General features: G+C 42.4%; 20 protein-coding genes. 8 read left to right on the forward strand and 12 right to left on the reverse strand.

The features are described from left to right. Nucleotides 1-29 precede the first annotated feature (29 nt). Nucleotides 30-1,442, forward strand: a complete 1,413-nt coding sequence (locus IRQ78_RS20825) for a family 43 glycosylhydrolase (protein WP_054554317.1) — start codon at nucleotides 30-32, stop codon at nucleotides 1,440-1,442. A gap of 32 nt (nucleotides 1,443-1,474) precedes the next feature. On the opposite strand, the gene IRQ78_RS15055 is transcribed toward IRQ78_RS20825, so the two are convergent. Both IRQ78_RS15055 and IRQ78_RS15060 read right to left on the reverse strand, forming a co-directional pair. Beyond that, entirely contained in the window at nucleotides 1,475-2,224 is a 750-nt protein-coding gene (locus tag IRQ78_RS15055) for an RIO1 family regulatory kinase/ATPase domain-containing protein (protein ID WP_194442597.1), read from the reverse strand. A gap of 86 nt (nucleotides 2,225-2,310) precedes the next feature. Next, on the reverse strand, nucleotides 2,311-2,775 hold the full coding sequence (locus IRQ78_RS15060) for a MarR family winged helix-turn-helix transcriptional regulator (protein WP_194442598.1): 465 nt from the start codon (nucleotides 2,773-2,775) through the stop codon (nucleotides 2,311-2,313). Between the two features lie 127 nt (nucleotides 2,776-2,902). On the opposite strand from IRQ78_RS15060, the gene IRQ78_RS15065 reads away from it, so the two are divergent. Genes IRQ78_RS15065 through IRQ78_RS15075 form a run of 3 tightly spaced genes read left to right on the forward strand, consistent with a single transcriptional unit; the run spans nucleotide 2,903 to nucleotide 5,257 of the window. After that, nucleotides 2,903-4,054 (forward strand): hypothetical protein, encoded by a 1,152-nt coding sequence (locus IRQ78_RS15065; RefSeq protein ID WP_194442599.1) that lies wholly within the window; start codon nucleotides 2,903-2,905, stop codon nucleotides 4,052-4,054. 48 nt (nucleotides 4,055-4,102) lie between these two features. After that, nucleotides 4,103-4,993: a dienelactone hydrolase family protein gene (locus tag IRQ78_RS15070; RefSeq protein WP_194442600.1), complete on the forward strand. Its 891-nt coding sequence runs from the start codon at nucleotides 4,103-4,105 to the stop codon at nucleotides 4,991-4,993. 48 nt (nucleotides 4,994-5,041) lie between these two features. Next, complete coding sequence (locus IRQ78_RS15075) at nucleotides 5,042-5,257, forward strand: hypothetical protein (protein WP_054554312.1); 216 nt, start codon at nucleotides 5,042-5,044, stop codon at nucleotides 5,255-5,257. Between the two features lie 75 nt (nucleotides 5,258-5,332). On the opposite strand, the gene IRQ78_RS15080 is transcribed toward IRQ78_RS15075, so the two are convergent. The 7 genes from IRQ78_RS15080 to IRQ78_RS15110 all read right to left on the reverse strand — a co-directional run bounded on the left by IRQ78_RS15080 (nucleotide 5,333) and on the right by IRQ78_RS15110 (nucleotide 13,155). Further along, the gene (locus tag IRQ78_RS15080) at nucleotides 5,333-6,040 is read right to left on the reverse strand and encodes a TorF family putative porin (RefSeq protein WP_138600250.1); all 708 of its coding nucleotides are present in this window, start codon (nucleotides 6,038-6,040) and stop codon (nucleotides 5,333-5,335) included. Nucleotides 6,041-6,051: 11 nt separating this feature from the next. Then, nucleotides 6,052-7,269 (reverse strand): choline transporter, encoded by a 1,218-nt coding sequence (locus IRQ78_RS15085; RefSeq protein ID WP_054554310.1) that lies wholly within the window; start codon nucleotides 7,267-7,269, stop codon nucleotides 6,052-6,054. A 129-nt stretch (nucleotides 7,270-7,398) separates the two neighbouring features. Beyond that, on the reverse strand, nucleotides 7,399-9,069 hold the full coding sequence (gene betA / locus IRQ78_RS15090) for a choline dehydrogenase (protein ID WP_194442601.1): 1,671 nt from the start codon (nucleotides 9,067-9,069) through the stop codon (nucleotides 7,399-7,401). Continuing rightward, nucleotides 9,069-10,532, reverse strand: a complete 1,464-nt coding sequence (gene betB / locus IRQ78_RS15095) for a betaine-aldehyde dehydrogenase (RefSeq protein WP_194442602.1) — start codon at nucleotides 10,530-10,532, stop codon at nucleotides 9,069-9,071. Before betB ends, betA begins: the two co-directional genes overlap by 1 nt. A 1-nt stretch (nucleotide 10,533) precedes the next feature. Next, nucleotides 10,534-11,124 carry a transcriptional regulator BetI gene (gene betI / locus IRQ78_RS15100; RefSeq protein WP_054554307.1) on the reverse strand — a complete coding sequence of 197 codons (591 nt, stop codon included), beginning with the start codon at nucleotides 11,122-11,124 and terminating at the stop codon, nucleotides 10,534-10,536. Nucleotides 11,125-11,417: 293 nt separating this feature from the next. Then, nucleotides 11,418-11,885, reverse strand: a complete 468-nt coding sequence (locus IRQ78_RS15105; protein ID WP_054554306.1) for a nuclear transport factor 2 family protein — start codon at nucleotides 11,883-11,885, stop codon at nucleotides 11,418-11,420. A gap of 88 nt (nucleotides 11,886-11,973) precedes the next feature. Further along, entirely contained in the window at nucleotides 11,974-13,155 is a 1,182-nt protein-coding gene (locus IRQ78_RS15110) for an MFS transporter (protein WP_054554305.1), read from the reverse strand. A gap of 110 nt (nucleotides 13,156-13,265) precedes the next feature. Here IRQ78_RS15110 and IRQ78_RS15115 point away from each other — a divergent pair, with 110 nt between their 5' ends. Together IRQ78_RS15115 and IRQ78_RS15120 are read left to right on the forward strand one after the other, a co-directional pair. After that, nucleotides 13,266-14,153: a LysR substrate-binding domain-containing protein gene (locus IRQ78_RS15115; RefSeq protein WP_194442603.1), complete on the forward strand. Its 888-nt coding sequence runs from the start codon at nucleotides 13,266-13,268 to the stop codon at nucleotides 14,151-14,153. Nucleotides 14,154-14,253: 100 nt separating this feature from the next. Further along, nucleotides 14,254-15,345 (forward strand): alkene reductase, encoded by a 1,092-nt coding sequence (locus tag IRQ78_RS15120; RefSeq protein WP_194442604.1) that lies wholly within the window; start codon nucleotides 14,254-14,256, stop codon nucleotides 15,343-15,345. A 4-nt stretch (nucleotides 15,346-15,349) separates the two neighbouring features. Here IRQ78_RS15120 and IRQ78_RS15125 read toward each other — a convergent pair whose 3' ends face one another. Then, nucleotides 15,350-15,787 (reverse strand): membrane-bound O-acyltransferase family protein, encoded by a 438-nt coding sequence (locus IRQ78_RS15125; RefSeq protein WP_194442605.1) that lies wholly within the window; start codon nucleotides 15,785-15,787, stop codon nucleotides 15,350-15,352. Nucleotides 15,788-15,938: 151 nt separating this feature from the next. Next, nucleotides 15,939-18,359: an ATP-dependent helicase HrpB gene (gene hrpB / locus IRQ78_RS15130; protein WP_194442606.1), complete on the reverse strand. Its 2,421-nt coding sequence runs from the start codon at nucleotides 18,357-18,359 to the stop codon at nucleotides 15,939-15,941. A gap of 170 nt (nucleotides 18,360-18,529) precedes the next feature. Here hrpB and IRQ78_RS15135 point away from each other — a divergent pair, with 170 nt between their 5' ends. Continuing rightward, on the forward strand, nucleotides 18,530-19,297 hold the full coding sequence (locus tag IRQ78_RS15135) for a substrate-binding periplasmic protein (RefSeq protein WP_228482649.1): 768 nt from the start codon (nucleotides 18,530-18,532) through the stop codon (nucleotides 19,295-19,297). A gap of 196 nt (nucleotides 19,298-19,493) precedes the next feature. Beyond that, nucleotides 19,494-19,691: a CsbD family protein gene (locus IRQ78_RS15140; RefSeq protein ID WP_138619436.1), complete on the forward strand. Its 198-nt coding sequence runs from the start codon at nucleotides 19,494-19,496 to the stop codon at nucleotides 19,689-19,691. Nucleotides 19,692-19,731: 40 nt separating this feature from the next. On the opposite strand, the gene IRQ78_RS20830 is transcribed toward IRQ78_RS15140, so the two are convergent. Next, nucleotides 19,732-20,772, reverse strand: a complete 1,041-nt coding sequence (locus IRQ78_RS20830; protein WP_194442607.1) for a GGDEF domain-containing protein — start codon at nucleotides 20,770-20,772, stop codon at nucleotides 19,732-19,734. Nucleotides 20,773-20,854 lie beyond the last annotated feature (82 nt).

The raw sequence follows: 20,854 nt of genomic DNA on the forward strand, positions 1-20,854 counted from the left end.
AAGCTCAATAACAATGATTTGGAGACACAATGATACTTTCAAAAAAAGCCCTAGCTGCACTCAGCTTGGCAGCAACACTCATACTGCCCAATGCTTATGCGATTGATAATGGCGTATACACCATTAAATCAAAGTACAGTGCTAAATTTGTTGAAGTAGCCAGCGCGCAAACCAACGATGGTGCGAATGTTAGTCAGTGGGCTGACACTAATCACGACACCCAGCGCTGGTTAATCACTAACATAGGTGGCAGCAACTATTCGGTTATTAACTTAAACAGTGGTAAAGCCCTCGAAGTGTTTGACTTCTCGACTGCTGATGGCGGTAATGTGGTGCAATATGAGTATGCTGATGTTGCCAGCCAACACTGGCAAATTAATGATGAAGGTAGCGGCTATTACAGCTTCATTAACGATCACAGTGGTAAGGCACTCGACCTTTATGCTTTTGATGGCAACGATGGCGCAAATATTAGCCAGTGGAGCTACAACGGCAGCGATGCACAGCAGTGGCAGCTAACCAAGCTTGCTAATGTTGAATCAACCCCTTGGGATCCATCCACAACCAATGGCGCAGCAGATCACTGGCCACTTACAGGTAATTTAGTCACCCACGATCCAACCCTTGGCTATGAAAATGGCACTTGGTGGGTTTTTCAAACTGGCCCTGGTATTTACGGTAAATATTCAAGCAACGGTGTAGATTGGAATGATGCGCAACCAATTTTCTCAAATGGTTTAAGCTGGTGGAGCAACTATGTGCCAGATCATGATGGAATTGATGTCTGGGCGCCTGAATTAAAAAGCTACAATGGTCGTAGCTGGCTTTATTATTCGATTTCGACCTTTGGTTCACGTGTTAGCGCTATTGGCCTTACATCAGCAAGCAGTGTAGCAGCCGGTGATTGGCGTGATGATGGTTTAGTCATTAACACGACCAATAGCAATAATTATAACGCCATTGACCCTGATCTTGTGGTGGCAAAAGATGGTGCACCTTGGCTTGCCTTTGGTTCATGGAATTCGGGTATTAAACTAACACGTATTAACCCAATGACCATGAAACCATTTGGTCAAATCTACTCTTTAGCAAGTCGCTCTGGTGGCATCGAAGCGCCTACCATAGTGTATCGCCAAGGCTATTACTATTTGTTTGTTTCAGTTGGCAAATGCTGTGATGGCACGAATAGTACTTACCGTATTGCGTATGGTCGCTCTAGTGACATCCGCGGCCCATACCTAGATAAAAATGGCACCGACATGCTAGCTAGCGGCGGTAGCATTCTAGATGCGGGTAACAGCCAATGGGTAGGTCCAGGGGGACAAGACATTTTAAATACCGATGTGATTGTTCGTCATGCCTATGATGCAGGTGACAATGGCACCCCTAAATTGCTCATCAGCACCCTGAATTGGGATGCAAACGGTTGGCCTAAATACTAGTTCTCCCCACTAAGCGCGTGCAAGCGCGCTTTTTAGAATCTATCTAATATACTGCGAACAAATTCAGAATTAAGAATCTGAGTAACTGCTCCGCTACACCACAAATAGGCACGTTGAATCGGATAACCTTTAAAAATCCAACGCTTACGCACATGATTAAAGTCATGCAAATAATCCGCCTTTGCTTGCGGTAACGAGTCTTTGGCTAACTTCTGCCACGCCTTATAAACCCCACTCATATCGGCACCACGCATAAAACGCTGTAACCAGCGCGGAAAGCGTGCAAAGCGAATCGCTGACTGAAAATCAATAATATAAGGCTTGCCATCTTTTGAACAAATCACATTTCCCAAATTACGTAAATCCAGATGCACCACCCCGCGGCGATGCATTTTTGCTACCAAACGCTCAAACTCTTTAAAGAAATCACCCGGTAAATGCTGCTGTTGCAAGGCAAGCTGGCGAAGTGGCGTGCCTTCAATAAAATCATAAGCGATGGCAATTGATGACAAACGACAAAAGTTATCGACCACTCCGTCTACGTCTTGCAGGCGTGCCAGCCCCTTGTACTCTTGATTGATAAATAGCGGCGCGATGGTTTTTCTCACCCACCACGGGCTGTGCTGAAAGTCTTTAATAATTAGATCAAATTGCGCGTCTTTATAACGATAAACAATTGCATTGGCAAAGCGGCCTGTGTGAACAACCGACAAACCTTCTGGGCTAAATTGATGAGCTGGAAATTGAGCGAGAAGCTGCGCAAGCAAAGATGATTCAAACATAACAACCCGGACTTGTTAAAATTAAATGCCTAGGCAACCATATTATCAAAATGCATCTACAGCGACAATGTACCGCTTAGAGAAATTTATACTTTTAAATTATGAATTGCTCTAAACAGTAAGCTTGCGAGTTGCTTTTGCTCATCATCAGAGAAGCCTGTGAGTGCTTTGCAATAGATATCATTTACAGTGGGTAAAATTTCCGGGTAGAGCTGTTGGCCTTTTTCTGTGAGGCATAAAAGAGTTGAACGACGATCTTCAACTGACTGCTTCTTAGCAACTAAGCCCTTGTCTTCTAAACGAGAAAGTAATCGACTCATGGCACCACGGTCATACACCATGTGCTCACAAAGCTCAGCCAAGGTATTTACTTTACCGCGTGCAAGTAGCACAACCACGATATACTGAGCCGACGTTAGCTCTTTATCCTCTAACGCATTATCAAGATGAGTCACCAGATTTGAACGTAAATAAGAGACTAAGCGACCTAAGTCTTGCACGGGATCTAAATCTTCAATACAGCACTGGCCAATTGATGCAGGTTCTTTCATATTTCCTCTAAAGCGATGAATAGCAATTCATAGACAGTTAATCGGCAAAATAATTCAATCCTATTAGATTGCTTCAACGGCTATGAATAGTGTAGCGTGAAGAAGCGTACTAACTGTCGGGGGCGTTATGCTAACTAAACAACATATTATCAAGTATTTATCTCTTACAATACTGCTACTTCTTTGTTGGCTAGAGCATTATAACCATTTCATTATGCGCTTTATCGACAGCGCCCTTGTACAATCAACCCTAGTGTATGCTTCATCTCGTACAGTTAATGCTGCTATATCGCTATTGCAATCAGCCGAAGTGGGCATTGGTATTGCCAGTATTCAACCTGCACAACTACTCGACCCAGTAAATGACCTAGCTGAATACATGTCGGATGCTATGCGCCTTGCAATAGGCTCGTTATTTTTACAGCGCATTTTATACACCATTTCTTCTGGGGTTATTTTTAGTGGTGTTTTTACTGTTTCGGTCGTCGCTTACTTTATCTGTGAATGGCGTAACTATTTACCTAACTTACGTCATAAGATTATGGCAAGCCTGATTTTAATTCGGTTTTTAGTGCCTGCGGTGGTGCTGGCAACAGGCCTCGTCAGCCAGATATTCTTAGATGAGCAAATTAACCAGCAAAGTGAGCTGGTGAGCGAGAAAGTCGAGACAGTGAATAGCAGTGCAAATAATACCTCGGCCATATCTGCCAAGCTAAAGGCCGAGGTCGATAGTGAAAAACAAACCATCTTCGACAAGCTCTCTCTATTAAATGAGCAGCAGATTAAGAACCACCAGCAAGCGACAGAACTCAAAGTTAAGCTAACAGAGGTCGATAGCCAAATAGAAGCGATTCAAGCAACTCGCAGCTTGTCTGAGCGACTGACCTTTACTGAGCTTGAACAAGCCAAGCCATTACTTGATAAAAAGCAGCAATTAACAGCGCAGTTTAATGCGGTACTAAACCAGCAAAGACAGCTAAACCTAGACAAAGACGCCTTAAACGAGCAACTAGAAAACTTAAATGCATCACTCAATCAAGACCAATCGTCGCAAGTGAGTAAAATTATAGACACCGTTAGCTCTGGCATTAGCAACATGGTGGCAGCCGTCGAAGACTTATTCATCGACTTTTTGAATATCTTGTCTCTACTGATTTTAAAGCTGTTATTAATGCCGCTAATATTTTTATACCTATTTAATAAAGCCTTTAAGGTTATTTGGCAGCGCCGCTTTATGGATGTGGTAATACAAACAAAGCAACTGGCTGTTAATCGCTGATATTTCAGCTAAAGTTATAAACCTAACTCGTTTTTAAAGGATATAAGTATGACTGAGCAACGCCATAATCACATTCCCCAAGAAGCTTTCGATTGGTACGATGAATACGCCCATGGCTTGATGGACCGCCGTACCTTTATGAAAAAGCTAGGTGGCTTAGTCGCCCTTGGTTATTCAATGGCAATGCTAAGTAGCGCTTTACTGCCAAACTACGCATTAGCTGAGCAAGTGTCCTTTAATGACCCTGATATCAAAGCCAGCTATAAAACCTTTGACTCGTTTAAAGGTCACGGCGAAGGTAAAGGTTATTTAGTCGAACCCGCTAATTTAACCGGCAAGCTCCCAATAGTATTAGTGATCCACGAAAACAGGGGCTTAAACCCTTATATTAAAGATGTTGCTCGCCGCATTGCCAAAGCTGGGTTTATTGCCTTTGCGCCCGATGCATTACACCCTCTTGGTGGCTATCCTGGTAATGACGATGAAGGCCGCGCCATGCAGCGCTCTATGGATAAACAAAAAATCCAACAAGACTTTATCGCCGCAGCTGATTACATAAAAAGACACCCAAATAGTAATGGTAAACTCGGTGCGGTAGGCTTTTGCTTTGGTGGTTATATGGTTAACTACCTAGCAGCAGTTGATAGCAAACTAATCAATGCGGGCGTGCCCTATTACGGCACTCCAGCCGTTAAAGAACTCAGACAAAATATCAAAGCTCCGCTACTTGTACACTTAGCTGAATTTGATAAACGCGTTAATGCAACGTGGCCAGAATACGAGAGCGACTTAAAAGCACATCAAGTGCCTTATACTATGCATATGTATGAACAGGCAAATCATGGTTTTCATAACGACTCTACCTCTCGTTATGATGAAAAACAGGCGGAGCTGTCATGGCAACGCACATTGGCGTTTTTCAATGAGCAATTGATTTAAACAGAGCAATTTCATACACTCTCGAAAAAATTTTAGGCTAGAAAAGAGATGGAATCGCAAGTCAGTTATCGCTTTGACTCACAGCAAACCGCCAATCGGTTTTTAAACAAGCTTAAGCATTGGTCAGTGGCTAAGGTCACTGCGAGTCTTTGCCAAGGTGGTTATGGCGTGAAAATACGTTACGAAGTCGATAATAGTGGCTTTGATTACACCCTTGCAGAGCTTGATGATTTAGCGATGCAACACGAAGGCGAAGAGATTTAATACCCATATTCTAAGCATAAAAAAACGGCTAACAAAGGTTAGCCGTTTTATTAAAGCCGTACTATAAAACGCTACTTATAAATCAAAGCTACGTGAAATAGACGCGACAATACGCTCGTCTGCGGTATCCCAGTCTAGGCTGGTATTTTCGCCAGCAAGCTCAAAATCAAAACCTGCAAAGCTTGTTTGATAGGCTAAACGATAATGGTTGTATGACTTGTCATTACCATCCCAAGCAAACTTATTGCCATCTAATGAGTTAGATACATCAAAACTGGCACGAATTGCATGATTTGGGGCAATTTCAAAGGTATGCGCAAGCATAGAAATTACATGTCCAGCATCGGTACCGAAATAATCCCAAGCGTACCAAAAGTTAAGTTCTGTGAAACCCAGACTATTGGTGTAACCAAACTTTGCATAAGTCTCAAAATAATTACCGTCGCTTGAGTAATCTTCACCATGGTAAGAGTAATAAGCAATACCATAATCAACACTAAGGGCATCGTTTATCTCAACATAATTACCAAAATAAGCATCCCACTCAATGTCAGTACCTTCACCAAAATCTACATTTGAAGCCCAAGTACCTACATACATGCCTGAATCGGCAAAGGCGTAATCTAAACTACCTTGAATTGCAGGATCATTCTGAGTCTGGCTTACACCATTGAAGGTGTAATCTGATGCCAATGTAACCGTAGTCGATAAGTCAGCCATGGCTGATGTCGATAGTAATGCCAATGGCAACGCTGCTGCTAATACTGTTTGTCTTGTTGTCATGTTGGTTTCCCCTAGCTAACTGTTTCTATTTTTGTGTAATCTAATTTATTGTCTTTTGGTGAGCCTTCGATATTTTTCACTGTTTTTAACTTGCTGTAGCCAATAAACGCAGCACAGCCGAAAAATAATGCAATAACGAGCGCACCAACCCATTGGATCTGTAAAAAGTCGAACTTAAACAGCAGGGTTAACAATGAAAGCGCCACCACATTTAAGGCAATATAATTAAATTTACCTAAACGTTTCACCGTTAAGTTTAGGTTATCTGTGTATAAACGGATCAAAGAATCAAGTGAGTTGATCACAAACACCACACCAACAAACACCATAGCGATGTTTTTCAGGCCTGCTGTTGCAATACCCGCTTCATGGTATTGATACAAAACACTAAACCAGATAGCGATTGGAATAGACGGGAAAATCAACATAGCTGCCAGCACTTGGTAAGTTTTTAAACCACCCACAAAGCGCGAAGTAAATTGACCAATCATAATGCTCCAAGCAAACCACCAAAACAGGTAGAAGGCATGGTAATCATTTAGTGGTAATACAAACTCATTAATGTTGCCAAAGTAGCTGCCAATTAACGCAAGATTATCAACAAATGCTGATGTTTGTGCATCAGAACCCACAAAGGCACCGAACCACATAAATGCGATTAAAGCGATAAACAACCAAGTAGTAGAAATACTTAAAAAGCGTACATACTTAATGTCTGTGCTCGAATACACAGCAAAACAAATCGCTGCAAACACCATTAAGTAGAATGTCGGAATAATTGACTCACCATCACCAAGCGACGGCAAATACCAAGGTAAATTCGACAGCAGTAAAAATGCAGTAAATGCGCATGTACCAATAATAACGATGTTATTTATTAGTTTTACCCAAGCAATTTCAAAAAATTTTACTTTGGGTTCTATTACACAGAAATAAAAGCACGTAAGGAAATAAAATCCCCAGATCAAGAAGCCCCAAAAACCAAACTCGATGGCTAATGGATTGGCAAACGCATACTCTGGGCTTGCTTTTATGTCTGCATAACCTGCAAACTCTGTCAGTGGAAACATAATCAAGCCAACATCTAGGCCCGATGTAAATAAAATTGCAATGAACGTAAACGTTCTAACCGGTGTGACGCCAACACACCTTACCGTACCCCATTTAAATAAAATAACCGCAATTGCTAACAGGGTAAAAATGATGCCAGCACTAAGCCAAAAGGTCATAGTTACCCCCCCAAAATAAGTAATAATACTTCATTGTTTCTCCAGTTTTATTCCTCGCATTAACGCATCACAAACAACTCGTGATGCGCGCCACTGCAAGCCCCACAGCCGAAACTGCGGGTGGCCTTATTAGATCTCCGAACTACGCTGCGTTGATTGCCATTGTTTTTCCATAGCAACATCTGCAGTTGATGCCGATAACACAGGCTTACCTAAGATGTGGTCCGCCGCTTTTTCTGCCACCATAATGGTTGGCGCATTTAAATTACCGTTTGGAACGGTTGGGAAAATAGATGAATCTACAACCCGTAAACCTTCGATACCGTGCACTTGAGTTTGCGAGTTAACCACGGCCATCTCGTCTTCACCCATCTTGCACGAACATGACGGATGGTAAGCACTCTCAACCGCTTGACGAACAAACGCATCTATTTCTTCATCGCTTTGAACATCTTTACCGGGTTGAATTTCACCATCGCGATACTCATCAAACGCACTTTGCTCAATAATCTCGCGAGTTAGACGTACACAAGCTCTAAAGCCTTCAATGTCATCTTGATGCTGTAAGTAGTTAAATTGGATCTTTGGCGCAACCTGAGGATCCGCCGACTTAATCGTTACTGCACCACGGCTTTTTGGTTTGTTATGCCCAACATGAACTTGGAAGCCATGACCATCAAAGGCACTTTTACCGTCATAACGAATGGCAGCTGGTAAAAAGTGATACTGAATATCTGGCCATTCAACACCCGGTTTTGAGCGAATAAATGCACATGATTCAAAATGGTTCGTCGCCCCTAAACCTGAGCGATTTAATAACCAACGAGCACCAATTAGCCCTTTTGAAACAAGGCCTAATTTTCCGTTTAAAGTAATTGGTTGCTTACACTTATATTGGAAGTAAAACTCCAAGTGATCTTGTAAGTTTTGGCCAACACCTGGTAAGTGATGTTTAACCTCAACCCCCGCTTCGCTCAGGATGTCTTTATCACCAATACCTGATAATTGCAGAATATGCGGTGAACCAATTGGGCCCGCACTTAAAATAACGTCTTTTGCTGCAAATGCCTGCTGCTTAGAGCCAGACACTGAAAACTCAACACCAACGGCTTTTTTGCCTTCGAGCAATACTTTTTCAGCTAAAGCACCGGTGATTAGCGTTAGGTTTTTACGTGACTTAACTGGGTCTAAATACTCACGGCTAGCAGAGCTTCTTACGCCATCTTTAACTGTCATATGCATTGGCCCAAAACCTTCTTGCTGGGCTGCATTGTAGTCATCAGTTTGCGCATAACCTGCTTGTTGGCCCGCTTTGATAAAGGCTTTATAAAGCGGGTTAGCCATTTCATTACCGTTATTAACCCCTAATGGGCCGTTATCGCCACGGTAACTGTTACCACCTAAGTAGAATGATTCAGCACGTTTAAAGTACGGTAAGCATGCTTGGTAATCCCAGCCCTTAGCGCCGTGTTGCTGCCATTCATCAAAATCTTTGGCATGACCACGTACATACACCATGCCGTTAATCGATGATGAGCCACCTAACACCTTACCTCGTGGGCAGTGCATTTGACGGTTATCTAAATACGGCTCTGGCTCGGTATGAAATTGCCATGCATATTTGTCAGTATTCATTGGGATTGATAGCGCGGTAGGCATCTTTATAAAAATGCTTTTATCACTACCGCCCGTTTCAAGTAATAACACCTTATTAGAAGGGTCTGCTGATAGTCGGTTTGCCAACACGCAGCCTGCTGAGCCAGCACCGACTATGATGTAATCATAGTTCTGTGTACTCATTAAAATGGACTCTCTATATTGCTCATACCCACATAAATCGATTTAGTTTGGGTATAGTGATCTAAGGTTTCGATACCGTTTTCACGGCCGATTCCTGATTGCTTATAACCACCTACTGGCATTTCTGCAGGTGAATTACCATAGCTGTTTATCCAACAAATACCGGCTTGTAATTGATGGATCACGCGGTGTGCAAGCTGAATATCTTTAGTGAACACGCCTGCGGCTAAGCCAAGGTGGGTATCGTTTGCACGCTGAATAACGTCATCTTCATCATCAAACACCAACACGCTCATTACCGGGCCAAAGATCTCTTCTTTAACTATGGTCATGTCGTCTTTACAGTCGACAAAAACGGTCGGTTCAACAAAGTAACCGTTTGGTGCAGATGCAGGTGACAGAGCCTTACCACCTGTTAGCAAGGTTGCGCCTTCTTGAATACCTTTATCGATATAGCCAAGTACAAGCTCTTGGTGTTTTTTAGAGATAAGCGCCCCTAAATTCACCTCCGGATCCATTGGGTCGCCAGCAATAATATTTTGCTCAGTGCGTGTTTTCAGCTCATCAATAAACTGCTGATAAACATTTTTATGCACATAAATGCGCGTACAGTTAGTGCAAATTTCGCCTTGCGTATAAAAATTACCTAACATTGCCGCACTAACAGCTTGTGATACATCGGCATCATCAAATACTAATAACGGTGACTTACCACCAAGCTCCATGGTCACATCTTTAAGTGAACCAGCAGCGCTTGCCATTACTTTTTTGCCTGTGCCTACTTCACCAGTGAAAGACACTTTTTCAATATTTGGGTTTGCTGTTAACCATTGCCCTACTTCAGCAGCGCCTTGCACAACGTTGAATACGCCAGCAGGTACACCCGCTTCGATGAAAATCTCTGCAAGTTTAATTGCACCAAGAGGTGTTTCTTCAGAAGGTTTGAAAATAACCGCATTACCCGCAGCCAGTGCTGGGCCTGATTTCCAACACGCAATTTGCAGTGGATAGTTCCATGCACCAATACCTGCACAAATACCTAAAGGCTCTTTACGTGTGTAGTAAAAGTCATTGCCAACCATTTGTTGCTGACCCACTTGTGCAGGCGCAAGACCAGCAAAATATTCGATAACATCGGCGCCTGTTTCAACATCGACACACTCGGCTTCTTGCCAAGGCTTCCCCGTATCAAGTACTTCTACTTTTGCCAGTTCATCGTTACGTTCGCGTAAGATTGCCACGGCTTTTAATAAAATACGGCTACGCTCAATTGGCGTCATTGCAGACCATGCTGCAAACCCTTGTTTTGCGCTTTCGATTGCCGCGTTTTGAATAAACTCATCAGCGATTTCAACGTGATAAATCACTTCATCCGTTGCAGGGTTCTTAACCGCAAAGGTATCGCCAGTTTGATTCTTTAAAAAATGGCCATTAATAAAATTTTCGTAAACAGGTGTGGTCATTTTAGGCTCCATACTGTTTTATCAGTGAACGAATGTAGTCTTTAGCTAATTGCTCACAATGTTCGAATTGATCTTGGTCTGACTTACTTAATACAGCTCTTAGCCATAAACCATCGATCATGGCTGCACTTAACTCAGCGGCTAAGTTGGCATCACTATCGCTCATTAACTGTTTGAATGAGCTTAATAAGTTACTAAATAAACGTTTACTATTTACGTTTTGTAAGCGATGCAACTGGGCGTCGTGCATTGAATGCGCCCAAAAGCTCAACCAAGTTTTGGTGTTATTGCTTTGCTGCTGAATGCGCGAAAAGTTTGCTTCAACGATAAACATTAATCGTTGCTCAGGGCTGGTCTGCGGCGTTACTTGGTTCATCAGAGCTTGCTTTAAGCTGGTCAATAAATAACGCACAGTGGCTTCAATTAAGCCCTGCTTACCACCAAAATAATGACTGATAATGCCAGACGATAAGCCCGCCTTTTTACTAATGCTATTTATGGTGGTGCCTTGCAAACCAAGCTCTGCAACCGACTCTATTGTGGCGTCAATTAACTGCTGACGACGAACAGGTTCCATTCCAACTTTCGGCATAATTTTTTATTGATTGAACGTTCAATTAAAATAAAGGTTAAGGTAATGAGCATGGCAATTCAAGGTTGACAAATTGTAAACAACCGCAAAGCTACACTCGTAAGTTAAGCTAACCCACTGTTCTTACGTTTATTATCCGAAATATAAAAAAGTTTTAAATTTATTCAAAATAAAGCCTAAAAAGTATGATTTTAGGCTGAAATACGGAAAAAAGAGAAAATTTATTGCAGGCGTATTTTTAATAAAAAAGCGCTTATAAAAGCGCTCATATTAGGCTAAAAGTTAAGCGAGGCTCATTCGTGGTATTTACGAATAACCGCTATCTTGCCATCTTCGATTTCGAGCACATCCATAATGGTTTGCGTGTATTCAATTTCTTGCTGGTTTTGCGGATGTATACCTTTAGCATGATGGGTATAACGCAAAGCAATGGCAGAATCATTAAAAATAAAGGTATCGAGTAAGTTTGCTTGGTATTCAGTGTGCGCACCAAGGTAAAAAGTCATGCCTTTGCGCATCATCGCTTTGCCATCTGGCTCTCTTGAATCATCTGTTTGATAAGGTAAATGTTGGTTTGCTACATCATCAGTTAATAAAGCTAAAAAAGCTTCTAGCTCTTTGTTGGTAGCATTAGGTGCTTGTGTTGCAACCATGGTATTAAAGTACTGCTGTGCTAATGCTGTGAGCTCTGGGTTAGCTTGCTTTGCTTGGCTAGTAAATGTGCTTAACAGGCAAATAGCTAGAAAATAAAGGTGCTTCATCGTTATTCCTTGTGGTTTTAGTTATTGACTAATAATCAAACTACGCACCTAAAATAACGACAAAGCCCCGAACTATCAATATATTAGTTTAAGCTGTTTGTGGCCTTGGGGTCTCGCGTTTATCTAAATAACCGCTGTATCGTGTTGCAATTAACGCCGCTAGACTAATGATAGCACCAATCCAAGCAGTGTCTTGCAATGAGTAGTTTTCAACGACAACACCACCTAACACTGAGCCCAGCGCAATACCGATATTAAACGCTGCAATGTTTAACCCTGAGGCAACATCGACAGCATTCGGTGTGAACTTTTCGGCAAGTTTAACCACATAGACTTGCAGCCCAGGCACATTACCAAACGCAAATGCCCCCCATACAAGTATGGTCAGTACCGCAGCGACTTTAGATTGCATGGTAAAGGTCAGCACTAACAGCACAATACTCAAAGCACTAAAGATAATGGTCAGCGCACTAATCGGGCCTTTTTTATCAGCTAACTTACCGCCGTAGATATTGCCAACAGCAACCGATACCCCATATACCAGCATAATTAAGCTAATGGTGGCTGATGCAAATCCAGTTTGCTGCTCTAAAATTGGCGCTAAATAGGTAAAGGCAGTAAATGTGCCGCCATAACCAAGTATGGTCATCAAGTACACCAGTAAAAGCCTAGGTTGCACCATTACTTTTAGCTGCTCACTCAAAGTAGCTGGTTTACTTTGCTTTAAGTTGCTCGGAATTAAAAACGCGCTACCGATCAGTGCAATTAATCCCAGTAAAGACACCACTAAAAAGGTCGCTCGCCAGCCAAAGTGCTGACCAATCCACGTTCCTAATGGCACACCGGTTACTAATGCAACCGTTAAACCGGTAAACATAATCGCAATGGCACTAGCTTCTTTATCTTTACTGACAAGCCCAGTAGCGATGGTTGAACCAATTGAGAAAAACACCCCATGGGCAAGGCCTGTTAGAATCCTTGCGGTGATCAAGCTACCATAACTAGGTGCTTGCCAAGCCAGTAAATTACCGATTACAAATAGGCTCATTAAGCTAAGTAATACATGTTTTCGATTCCAGCGTCCGGTAAGCGCAGTTAATACTGGCGCCCCCACCGCAACCCCTAATGCGTACAAGCTAACAAGTAGCCCGGCACTCGGTAACGAAACCGCTAAATCATCAGCGATGGTTGGCACTAAGCCGACAATCACAAACTCAGTGGTGCCTATGGCAAACGCACTGAGAGTTAATGCAAGTAATGCTATTGGCATCACATATCCTCTATTTAATTTTGAAAGTGCAGCTATTGTGGCTAAAATTAAATTTGCAAAAAATAGCAGTAGTGACAAAATACTTTTGTCAAAAATGAAAAGGTAAAACCATGAGCGTGATCTTCAACACCCAAGATTTAGAAGCATTTATTAGCGTGGTTGATACCGGCGGCTTCTCAAGTGCAGCCAATGCCTTAGATGAGCAAGTAGCAAAAATATCACGGGCGGTAACTCGGCTTGAAAAATCATTAAACGTTACCTTATTCAACCGCACCACAAGACGTATTGAGCTGACCGAAGAAGGTCAGTTATTTTTAGGCTATGCTAGAGAAGCACTCAGTCAGCTAGCACAAGGCGAAGAAGCCTTAAAGCTTCTACACTGCGCCCCTTCAGGAAAATTAAGAGTCGATGCCGCAAGTCCTTTTGTGTTTCACCAATTAGCACCACATTTAAAAGCCTTTAACCAAGCTTATCCTGACATAAAACTTGAGATCACCAGCCACGACAACATTATCGATTTGCTTGAGCATAAAACCGATATTGCTATTCGTATTGGTGAGCTTGCTGACTCAAACTTGCATGCGCGCACTTTGGGAGTCAGTAAATTACAGCTCGTTGCCAGCCCTAATTATTTAAAAGCAGCACCGCCATTAAATGAGCTAACCGACTTAGCCTCACACCAGCTTATTGGTTTTACCGACGCGCCGCATTTAAATCACTGGCCGCTAACCACACCTTTAGACCTTAAATTTTCAATCAGTGCATCAAGCGGTGAAACTGTGCGCCAACTTTGTATTCAAGGTCATGGCATTTCCTTGTTGTCGGAATTTATGATCAACGAAGATTTAAAAGCAGGCCGTTTAGTTAAAGTGCTCGAAGGCGAAGTACTGAGCCCTAATCGTCGCGAAAAAGTGCATGCGGTGTATTATCAAAACAGCGGTGTGTCATCACGAGTATTAGCGTTTTTAGACTTTATAGCACCCAGGTTAACGCTGTAGTTTTTTTGCACTTTTAACAAAAGTGTTTTGTTATTACCGGCATTAATTTCATAAATAATTTTCGTTATGCTGAAAGCATATTCGCTTTCAAGGAGCCGTAATGAACAAATTATTCGATACTATACAACTTGCCGGTCATACATTAAAAAACCGTATTGCCATGCCACCGATGACTCGCTCTCGCTCATCACAACCGGGTGATATCGCCAATGAATTAATGGCCGACTACTATGCACAACGTGCCAGTGCTGGCTTAATTATCAGCGAAGGCACACAAATATCAGCCCTAGGTAAGGGCTATGCTTGGACACCGGGTATTTATACTGCCGAGCAAATTGCTGGCTGGAAAAAAGTAACCGACAAAGTTCATCAAGCTGGTGGCATTATGTTTGCTCAGCTTTGGCATGTTGGCCGAGTGTCTCACCCAAGTAATACAGGTGGCGAGCAACCAATTGCGCCATCAGCGATTGCAGCTAAAGACGTTAAAGTTTTTATTGATGAAGATGACAAACCCGACTTTGTTGCCACTGCACAGCCACGCGCAATGAGCCATGACGACATCAAACAGGTTATAAACGAATACCGTCAAGCTGCCCGTAATGCTGTAGATGCAGGGTTTGATGGCATTGAACTTCACGCTGCTAATGGTTACTTAATTAATCAATTTATTGATTCAGAGTCGAACCAACGCACTGATGAATACGGCGGCAGTTTAGAAAACCGTTTACGCTTTTTACAACAAGTGACACAAGCGGTTTGTGATGAAATTGGCGCAGAACGTATTGGCGTTCGCCTTGCTCCACTCACAACCCTCAATGGGACGGTCGATGATAACCCATTTGAAACCTATATCGGCGCAGCAAAAGTACTCAATGAACTCAACGTTGCTTACCTGCACATTGCCGAAGCTGATTGGGATGATGCGCCTTTAATGGAGCAAAGTTTTAAGCAAGCGCTACGTGAAAACTATGCTGGATTAATGATTTATGCGGGCAAATACACTGGCGAGAAAGCAGAGCAAGCATTAGCCGCAGGCTGGGCTGATTTAATTGGTTTTGGTCGCCCGTTTGTTGCCAACCCAGATCTGCCAGCGCGCATTGAACAAGGCATTGAACTGGCTCAGCATGATCCAGATACCCTATTTGGAGGCGGTGCTAAAGGCTACACTGACTACCCTTTAGCAACGCAGTAACGCACTAAAAAAGGAGGCTCGTCAACCAAAAGCTCAATACAATAAAGCTGATGTTGGCGAGCGCTCTTAACCACCAAGGAGCAGAGCTAAACTGGAGTTGGCTGTACTTGTTTACTAACACCAAAGCGCCCATCACAGTAAACCAAGGAGTAAAAAAGAATAGTGGCTTTAACTTCACTAAACTCACCGCTAAATCGTGCAACGCACCACTGACGGCAAAAGTAACAACAAGGGCACACCAAACCGGCATAATGTCATTGCAAGGCTTCATGACATACCGAGATAAGTAATAGCTCCACACCGGATTCCAATATCGCCAAAATAGATAAAACGAACTCGCACCCAGCGAGCGTGTCAGCATATTGCGCAGCGAATCTTTATGCCCCAGAGGCACACCTGTGCGTTTTTTAACGTATTGAGCAAGGGAAATAGCTGCAGACACCGGCTTTCTCTTTTTTACTAATGACTCAATTAGACTACTAAACAGCCAACAAAAGAGAAACCAAAACAAGGCTGGAAATTGTAACGGTTTATGAAGCATGCAGCTCTAAGGCAAGTGATGAAGCTGAGCTAAGCACTCAGCTTCATTAAAATCACATCTTACTTTTTACTTTATTAGTCGCTTGACTAGTTGCGGGGTCGTCTGGCCAAAAATGTTTTGGATAACGCCCTTTCATTTCTTTTTGCACATCGCGGTAACTCGTTTGCCAAAAGTTAGCTAAGTCTTGAGTTAACTGCAGCGGTCGCCTCGCTGGTGATAATAGCTCCATTAATAATGGCAGTTTACCTTGGGCCAGCAAAGGCGTGCTAGTCATGCCATACACTTCTTGCATGCGCACACTGAGCTTCGCAGGACCATCGAGCTGATAGCTCACTTTTACATTTGAACCACTTGGCACCGTTAATCGCAAGGGGAGGAGTTCATTCAATAAACTTTGCTGCTGCCAATCAAAACAGCTTTTAATTGCTTCGCTGTAATTGAACTTTTTTAATTGCTCAAGGTTTTTAATATCATCCAAATAAGGTGCAAGCCATTGGCTATCGGCAATTAAATCATCATGATTTAAAAGCGGGAATGATTCTGGTAACAGCTTACTTGCCAAACTCGTTCGAATAAGTAACTGCTCACTGTCGGGCTGTTCATTAAATAAAGAAAAGCCCTGCTTACTAAATAAGTTTAACCACGCTTTAGTGCGTTCGCTCTTATCTAGGGGCTGTTTACTTGGCTGACTCGCTATGGTGATAGCACCGAGCTTGAGCTCATCTTGATGGATAAAGCGCCCTGCTTTTTCATCGTATTCGCAGCGAGTTTGCTCAGCAAATAAATGCGAAAGCTCATCTTCAAGGTCACTTGGCATAAAGGCAACAGCAGCAAAAACACGGTTTCCTTTATGGCCGCCCATATGTGCAATGGCAATATAATCATCGTTATGCCAAAACTCCTCACTTAAGTCGGCGCCCGCACCATTGGCAAGTAAATAACCATTACCGCGTTTTTTGGCTAGGCGGTCAGGAAAGGCAAGCGCCACCAGCAGCGACAAGTACTCTGTTTTAAGCTCATTAACCGGCTTGAGCTGTAAGCGCGTTAGCCAATAAGTTAATTGCTGCTTAAATACTGGATGCGGTTTGCTGTGCTGGCTATGCAATGCCAAATTAAGATCAGCTGGCATACTAATGCGGCTTTCAAGCAGTGCAGTTAAATACCCCGCTAATACATAAATACCAGGCATGTGCTGCTCTAGTTGCTTAGCCTTAATGAGCATGTGCGAGAGGCGAATATCGGCTCCATAGCTAAGCATTTGGCTGCCAAGGGCTGTTAGCTTTTCATTTTCATCAATGGCTTCGAGCATTTTTAAAAGTGCTGTTGCCTGTTTAATCTGCTGGCTACTAGGTGGGTCGAGTAAGCTAAGCTCTGCAAGTGATGCCCCCCACTGCTTTGTCTCTAATAACAATTGACTAATATCACTGGTCAAAATTTCTGGCGCATCATGACTGTTACGGCGCTCAAAGGTTTGTTTAGAGCCTAATCGATACACAACCCCCGGCTCAATTCGCCCAGCACGACCAGCGCGCTGAATGGCAGAAGAACGAGAAATACTTTGCGTAACAAGCTCTGTAACACCGGTTTTTAAATTGAAATTGGCAGCACGGCGTTTGCCGCTATCAACCACAATGCGTATTCCTTCAATGGTCAAACTGGTTTGAGCGACATTGGTGGTTAATACCACTTTGCGTTTGCCATTTTTAGCAGGCGCGATAGCAGCTTGTTGCTCGTTTTTATTTTGCTCACCATACAAGCTAAATACTTCAACGCTATCATTTAAATCATTTAAAGACTGCTGAACGCGCATGATTTCACGCTGTCCAGGTAAAAACACTAAAGCACTGCCCGATTGCTCACTAAGCGCCTGTTTTATTAGTGCAGGTATGTCATCGAGCCAACGGCTTTCGTCTTTAAGTGGAATATACACTTCATCAATAGGGTAGCTTCGACCTTGTGATGAAATAATAGGACAGCTGAAAAACTCACTGTAACGATCGCCGTCTAAGGTTGCCGACATCAGCAATATTTTTAAATCATCGCGAAGTGCTGCCTGTGTTTCGAGGGCAAATGCCAAAGCCGTATCTGCGGCAATTGAGCGCTCGTGAAATTCATCAAAAATAAGTAAGTCTACATCACTAAGCTCTGGGTCATTTTGCAACATACGCGTCAGCATGCCTTCCGTGACAATTTCGAGTTTAGTTGTAGAACTTACTTTTGATTCGCCACGAATGCGTAAGCCGACACTGTCACCGACTATTTCATTCTGCTGACTTGCCAAATACTGGGCAATATTGCGTGCGGCCAGTCGTCTTGGCTCTAACATAACAATGCGTTTAAAGTGCCCTTCGCGCATTAAGGTTAGAGGCAGCCATGTTGATTTACCCGCTCCCGGTGGCGCTTGCAATAAGGCCATTGGGTTACTCTGTAATGTGGTTAACAGGGATTGATAAATATCTTGAACTGGCAGCACGTTAGGTATCTCTTACTTTCTTTTCACGCATTGTATCAAAAAACTAAAAATTGCGATGGCTATAGGCTTATTTTCTATTTCGGGCTTTAAAAAGTGAAAACATTGCATTCTGCCAGTTTAGACTTATTCTTGATTAAACGACCGCACAAAAGTCAGAATAAGGAATAAACTTGTTCAGGATTTACACCCGTATTTTAATCACCTTGCTATTTTTAGCTTTACCGCTTCAAAAAGCATATAGCCAGCAAAAGATTACGGTTGCACTTGGCAATACACTTCCACCTTGGGTGATGGCTGAAGACAACACAGGCATTATTCCTGACTTACTTCGCGCGACACTGGGTGCTCAAGGTTACCAACTACAATTCGTCTACGTGCCTTATGCAAGACGGATCCTTTTATATAATGAAAACTTAGTTGATGTAGTATCTGATATAAACAATAAAGTTATTGAAGCTAATCAAATGAACGGTTACTTTTCAGATATTGCTTACAACTATGAGAACTTTGCGTTTAGCCTAGCCAAGCGAAATTTCGACCTCAAGTCCATCGCCCAACTAAAACATCATACCGTGCTATCTTGGCAAGGTGCTAAAGCGCGACTTTCACCTGAATATCGCGACATGGCAAAAGAAAATCCTAATTATTCAGAAACATACGACCAATCAACCCAAGTACGGCTTTTATATCGTGAACGGTATGAAGTGATCCAAATGGACGGAAAAATTTTTGACTACTACCGAGCGTTAATTACAAAACATGAGGAGGTTGATGTGTCTGAACCGGTGCAGCGGTTTGCTTTGTTCGGCAAAAGCCCCAATGGTTTTTTGTTTCATGATGAAGCCTTAAGAGACCGGTTTAACGAGAGTTTACGTAAACTAAAATCAACTGAAGAATACACGCGGATAATCAATCGCTATACCTCTAAGAGCCACTAAGTATCTAAAAACTAGCTCAACAGAAAATATTACAGGCTGATTCTAAAAACTACGTAGTAATTGCAAACTTTTAAATTCCACTCATTAGATTTAAAAACATAAAACAACTACAAATCAATAATTTAATAAGTTTCACCAAATTGGTACAGCGATTGCTCTTACTAAGGTGAATGTTTAACAGAGTAAGGAGATTATGATGAACAGCGATCGTTTAGAAGGCAACTGGAAAGAGCTTAAAGGTAAAGCACAACGTAAATGGGGTGACCTTACCAATGATGATTTAGATAAAATTGAAGGTAGCCGTAAAGAGCTGGTTGGTAAACTTCAGCAAAAATACGGTAAATCAAAGGAAGAAGCTGAACGTGAAGTCAGCGACTTTGAAAAAAGCCATTAATTTGAGCAATCAATAAAGCCGCTAATTGCGGCTTTATTTATCAAGCTGGCTCATGCTTTGCTAAATCTACCTCAGCAACCGTTTGATTTTTACCTTGCGATTTAGCGCGGTAAAGCCGTTTATCGGCAATGTTTAAGCAATGATCCATGCTCTCATCAACGACGCGCACGTACAAGCCAATACTTAAGGTAACATGAAAAAGATGCTGGCCGCTCGTAAATGGCTTTTCAGCAAGTTTCTTATGGATTTTTTCAGCGACTTTTCTAGCTCTAAGCTCATGCCCTGTTGGGATCACAATTAAAAATTCTTCGCCGCCCCAACGGGAAATAATATCTTCTTCTGTGCACACGTTTTTAAATACATTAGCGAAAAATATTAGCACCTCATCGCCCACTTGATGACCGTAGGTGTCGTTGATTTGCTTAAAGTTATCAACATCCATCAGCAAGAACACAGCCCCTTCGCCAAAGCGCTTATCTTGCAAACATTCGGTTGCGTAGCGACGGTTAGCGAGTTCTGTCATCGCGTCAGTGCGAGCCAGCTTTTGATTAAGTTTAAGTTGCTCCATTAACTGCAAACTGTATTTGTTGCGGTAATATTCGTAGAAGCCAGCCAAAATACATAAAATCGAGAAACACAGCATGACACGTGTAGGAAAGTAGTAACTCGGATAACTGTAATAGCCAAATTGATCAGTAAAATAAAAAAGCACCGAGATAATAATGGCAAGCAAGATAAGATCAAACGCTCCGCGCTTTAAACCACGAATAAAAAAGGTCACAGGAGATACAATAAACAACCATAATGGCCCAGTGCCATTACTACCCCCAGAGACAATTAAAAAACACATCATCGAATAGAGAGCGTACAGCATAAGTATTGCGATGGTTTCGTCACGATTTTTAATGACAAAAGGTGAGGCAAACACAAAGCCGCCAATAATCAATAAATAGCTAAGGGCATGGTAACCATCTTGATAGCTGGTGATCGCCATTAAGAACGAGGTGATCGAACCAATAAATGCAAAAACACGTAAAAATCGTGCTTTATCTTTGTCACTTGCATTCACTGTATCAATCACAATTTCACCTTAGATTTTTTGATCAATCTCAATAACTTTAACACAAATATTTAAAATAGAAGGAATTTGCCAGTATTAAAGC

It is taken from the genome of Pseudoalteromonas simplex, from assembly GCF_015278155.1.
Lineage (GTDB): Bacteria > Pseudomonadota > Gammaproteobacteria > Enterobacterales > Alteromonadaceae > Pseudoalteromonas > Pseudoalteromonas simplex.